General features: G+C 32.5%; 1 protein-coding gene. It reads left to right on the forward strand.

The window, feature by feature from the left end; all coding sequences use genetic code 11:
• Nucleotides 1-443: 443 nt before the first annotated feature.
• Complete coding sequence (locus PN497_RS20850) at nucleotides 444-5,273, forward strand: DEAD/DEAH box helicase (RefSeq protein ID WP_096566137.1); 4,830 nt, start codon at nucleotides 444-446, stop codon at nucleotides 5,271-5,273.
• The last annotated feature ends 164 nt before the right edge of the window (nucleotides 5,274-5,437 follow it).

Genomic DNA, 5,437 nt, shown 5'->3' on the forward strand with positions numbered 1-5,437 from the left:
ATACAAATTAAATGCACAACAGCTTATAATATCTTTAGATTCTGATGCAAACAGAAAAGTAATCAATAACAATCCTGAAAATCCTGAAATCCTGGACATCCTGATTCAGACAAATTCAGAAATTTAAACAATCACAATCCTGAAAATCCTTAAATCCTGAAAATCCTGATTCAGACAAATAAAATCTATAAAATCAAACCATCAATTAAACAATCACAATCCTGAAAATCCTGAAATCCTGGACATCCTGATTCAGACAAATTCATTAACTTATATTAAGTTACATTAACAAAATAATAAAAAAATTAATACAACATAACTTAGTCAAGACTTTACAACTATACGTAAGTGTAGTTATTATATTGATTAGATTAGATAGATTCAGATCCTGGACTTCTTAAAGAAATCCGGGATCTATAAAGATTACCCATTACCAAATAAACATGACTATTCAAAAAATATTAAACGAATTTAAACAAACTTCCACCTCTACCCGTGATTTAGGTGATAAATTTGAACGCTTAATGTTAAATTATCTCAAAACTGACCCCTTTTATAAAGATCATTTTAGCCAAGTTTGGTTATGGATGGAATTTCCTAAACGGGGAAATATGCCAGATACAGGTATTGACTTAGTAGCAGTGGAAAAGGATACTGGGGATTATTGGGCGATACAATGTAAATGTTATGATTTAGATCAGACCTTAGAAAAATCAGATATAGATTCATTTTTCACCGCTTCCGGGACAAATTTATTTAAAAAGCGGATGATTATTTCTACTACTTCTAAATGGAGTAAACACGCGGAAGCAGCATTAGAAAATCAACAAATTCCCGTTATTCGTGCTACTATTTATGATTTAGAAAATAGTCCTATTGATTGGAATAAATACAGTTTAAAAAATCCTGATAATTTAGAACTTAAACCTAAAAAAAGCATTCGTCCCCATCAACAAACCGCATTAGAAAAAGTCCTCACTGGGTTTAAAAATGCAGATAGAGGTAAATTAATCATGGCCTGCGGTACTGGTAAAACCTTTACTGCGTTGAAAATTGCGGAAAATTTTCCTAGAGATAATAATTTAGATAATAACTTAATTCTGTTTTTAGTTCCTTCAATTTCTTTACTTTCCCAAACTTTGAGAGAATGGACTGCTGAAAGTGAGATTAATTTTCATAGTATCGCAGTGTGTTCTGATGTCAATGTGGGTAAAAATAAGAAAAAGGGTTCGACTTCGCTCACCAACCATGATGTTGCGGATATTACAGTTAATGATTTAGCATTTCCTCCCACAACTAACGCTCAAGATATTATTAAATCCTATCAAACTTTTGCAGATAAAAAAGAATTAACTGTTATTTTCTCCACCTATCAATCTATTCAAGCAATATCGGAAGCGCAAAAAATTGGTTTACCAGAATTTGATTTAATCATCTGTGATGAAGCACATAGAACCACAGGAGTAACTATTGCAGGAACAGATGAATCTTATTTTGTGAAGGTGCATAATCAAGATTTTATCAAAGCTAAAAAACGGCTGTATATGACAGCAACTCCCAAAATTTATAGCGATGATACCAAAGTTCAAGCTAAAGAAAATCAGGCTTTTTTATGTTCAATGGATGATGTACATATCTACGGTAAAGAATTTCATCGTTTAGGTTTTGGTGAAGCTGTTAGCACTGGTTTATTAACTGATTATAAAGTCATGGTGTTAGCAGTTGATGAAAAATTTGTGGGTGCAACTTTTCAACAACAGTTAGCAGATGCAAATAACGAATTAAATTTACAAGATGCGGTAAAAATTGTTGGTTGTTGGAATGGTTTAGCTAAACGTTTACTTAGCGATGAAGAAGGAGATGATACAGAAGATAAAACCCCAATGAAACGGGCGGTGGCTTTTTCTCGTAGTATTAAAGATTCAGAAAAAATTGTGAGATTATTTGGGGATATTATCAACCAATATCAACAATTAAACCCCGATGATGAAACATTTTTACAATGTGAATTAGACCATGTTGATGGTACACAAAACGCTTTACAAAGAACCGAAAAATTAGAATGGTTAAAAGCTGAACCCACCCAAGGAAGTAATATCTGTCGCATCCTCTCCAATGCACGGTGTTTATCGGAAGGGGTGGATGTTCCTGCGTTGGATGCTGTGATGTTCCTGACTCCTCGTAACTCCGTGGTGGATGTGGTGCAGTCTGTGGGGAGGGTGATGAGAAAAGCAGAGGGGAAAAAATACGGTTATATTATTTTACCCGTTGGTATTCCTGCGGATATGTCGCCTGATGTCGCTTTAAAGGATAATGAAAAATATAAGGTAATTTGGCAAGTATTACAGGCATTACGCGCCCATGATGACAGATTTAATGATACTGTCAATAAAATTGATCTCAATAAACGTCGTCCGAATAAAATTAGTGTGGTTGGGGTTGGTGGTAGGCAAAAAAATGATAGTTCTACATCTACAAATACGGGAAGTTCCTATCAACAATTAGAGTTAAATTTCCCCGTTGAAGAATGGCGAGATGCGATTTATGCAAAAATAGTTACTAAATGTGGTAATCGTCGTTATTGGGAAGATTGGGCTAAAGATGTAGCGAAAATTGCTGAAAGTCACACTTCCAGAATTAAGGCATTATTAGAAAGTTCTGAATCAGAAGCGAAAAAGGCATTTGATGAGTTTATCACAGGTTTACATCAAAATATTAATCCTAATGTCACCGCAGAAGAAGCAATTGAAATGTTATCTCAACATTTAATTACTAAACCTGTGTTTGATGCTTTGTTTGAAGGATATGAATTTACTAAATTTAACCCCGTTTCTCAAACCATGCAAAGAATGTTAGATGTGTTAGAAAATCAATCTTTGCAAAAGGATGTGCAGACTTTAGAAAAGTTTTATCAAAGTGTGCGAGAACGCGCAAGCGGTATTGATAATGCGGAAGGTAAACAGAGGATAATTATTGAATTATATGATAAATTCTTCCGTGCTGCTTTTCCTAAGTTGGTGGAAAGATTGGGGATTGTTTATACTCCCGTGGAAGTGGTAGATTTTATTATTAAAAGTGCTGATTTTGCGTTAAAACAAGAGTTTGGTGTGGGTTTATCTGATGAGGGTGTACATATTTTAGATCCCTTTACGGGTACGGGTACTTTTATGGTGCGGTTGTTGCAAAGTGGGTTAATAAAACGGGAAGATTTACAACGGAAATTTAGTCATGAGTTGCATTGTAATGAGATTGTTTTGTTAGCTTATTATATTGCTGCGATTAATATTGAGGAAAGTTATCATTTCTTAGCTGGTGGTGAATATCGGCCTTTTAATGGCATTGTTTTAACTGATACTTTTCAAATGTTTGAAAATGAAGGTTATGAATTTCAAGAGATTATAAATAGAACATTTCCTGAAAATAATCAACGGGTGATTAATCAAAAGCAAAATGATATTACTGTGATTATTGGTAATCCTCCTTATTCTGCTGGACAAACTAGCGAAAATGATGGGAATAAAAATCTTAAATATGATAAGTTAGATGACAGAATTAGAAACACCTATGCTAAATATTCTAGTGCTACTTTAAAAAACAGTCTTTATGATTCTTATATTCGCGGTTTTAGATGGGGAAGTGATAGAATCAAAGATAAAGGTATAGTGTGTTTTGTGAGTAATGGTTCATTCATTGATAATAATGCAATGGATGGTTTTAGAAAATGTTTAGTTGATGAATTTACGAGTATTTATTGTTTTAATTTACGTGGTAATGCGAGAACTTCTGGAGAACAAAGAAGACAAGAAAAAGGTAATGTTTTTGGTGAAGGTACAAGAACTACTATTGCGGTTATTTTATTAATCAAAAATCCTGATCAAAAACAGGAATGTAAGTTATTTTATCATGATATTGGTGATTATTTAAGTCAAAAAGAAAAATTAGATATTATTAAAACTTTTGGTGATGTTTCTACCATCCAATGGTCAGAAATCACCCCTAATGAAAATTATGATTGGATTAATCAACGCAATGATGATTTTGAAAGTTTTATTTCTTTAGGTGATAAGAAAGATGCAAATTCTAAAACTATTTTTGATTTATATTCAAGGGGTGTTTTAACAAGCCGTGATGCTTGGTGTTTTAATTTTTCACGTCAATTATTAATTAATAATATGACTAAAATGATTAATTTTTATAATGAACAAGTTGAAGAATTTAAAAAATATTTAAAAGGTAAAATTTTATCAAATACTGAACAAAGGAAAAAACAAGTAGAATCTTTTATAGATGCAGACACTACAAAAATAAGCTGGTCAAGAGAATTAAAAGATGATTGTGGAAAGTTAAAAATACATTTATTTAATGAGAATGAAGTTACAAAAGCCATGTATCGTCCTTATTGTAAGCAATGGATATATTTTAATAGATATTTGAATAACTGTGTTTATCAAATGCCTAAGATTTTCCCTAATCATAATTTGGAAAATTTATTAATTTGTGTTATGGGTAGAGGAGAAGATAAAGAATTTTCTGTGTTGATATCTAATGTATTAACAGAGTATAAATTAATATACAATGGGGATAATTTCCCATTATATACCTACGAAAAACAAAGCGAACTAGGATCACTATTTGCAACAGCAACCACAGAACAATACACCAAAAAAGAAAACATCTCTGATCGCATCTTAAAAGACTTCCAGAAAAAATATCAAGACAAAAACATCACCAAAACAGACATATTTTATTACATATATGGAGTCCTCCACTCCCCAGAATATAAACAAAGATTTGCAGCAGACCTCAAAAAAATGTTACCCCGCATCCCCTACACGGGAGACTTTTGGACATTCAGTAAAGCAGGTAGAGAATTAGCAGATTATCATATAAACTATGAAACCATAGAACCTTATGAAATCAAAGAATTTTCACCAGAAATATATTTAGATCCTCAAGATTACCGTGTAGAAAAAATGGTATTTGGAAAGAACAAAAACGGAATAGATAAAACCACCATCATCTATAACAGTAAAATCACCCTATCACAAATCCCCCTAGAAACCTACGAATATATAGTAAATGGAAAATCAGCATTAGAATGGGTAATGGAAAGGTATAAAATCACCAAAGATAAAGATAGTGGAATAGTCAATGATCCTAACCACTGGTCAGAAGATCCGCGATATATAGTAGATTTAGTGAAGAGGATAGTTAGGGTTAGTTTAGAAACAGTGAGAATAGTAAAAAGTTTACCAGCATTGAATGAATGGTAATATTTGTCAGAATCAGGATAACCAGGATGATAGGATGTACAGGATGTTATTGTTTAATTGATGGTTTGATTTTCTGTCTTTTTGTCTGAATCAGGATAACCAGGATTAGAGGATTTACAGGATGTTATTGTTTAATTGATGGTTTGATTTTCTGTCTTTTTGTC

Source organism: Sphaerospermopsis kisseleviana CS-549, assembly GCF_028329225.1.
GTDB classification, from domain to species: Bacteria; Cyanobacteriota; Cyanobacteriia; order Cyanobacteriales; family Nostocaceae; genus Sphaerospermopsis; species Sphaerospermopsis kisseleviana.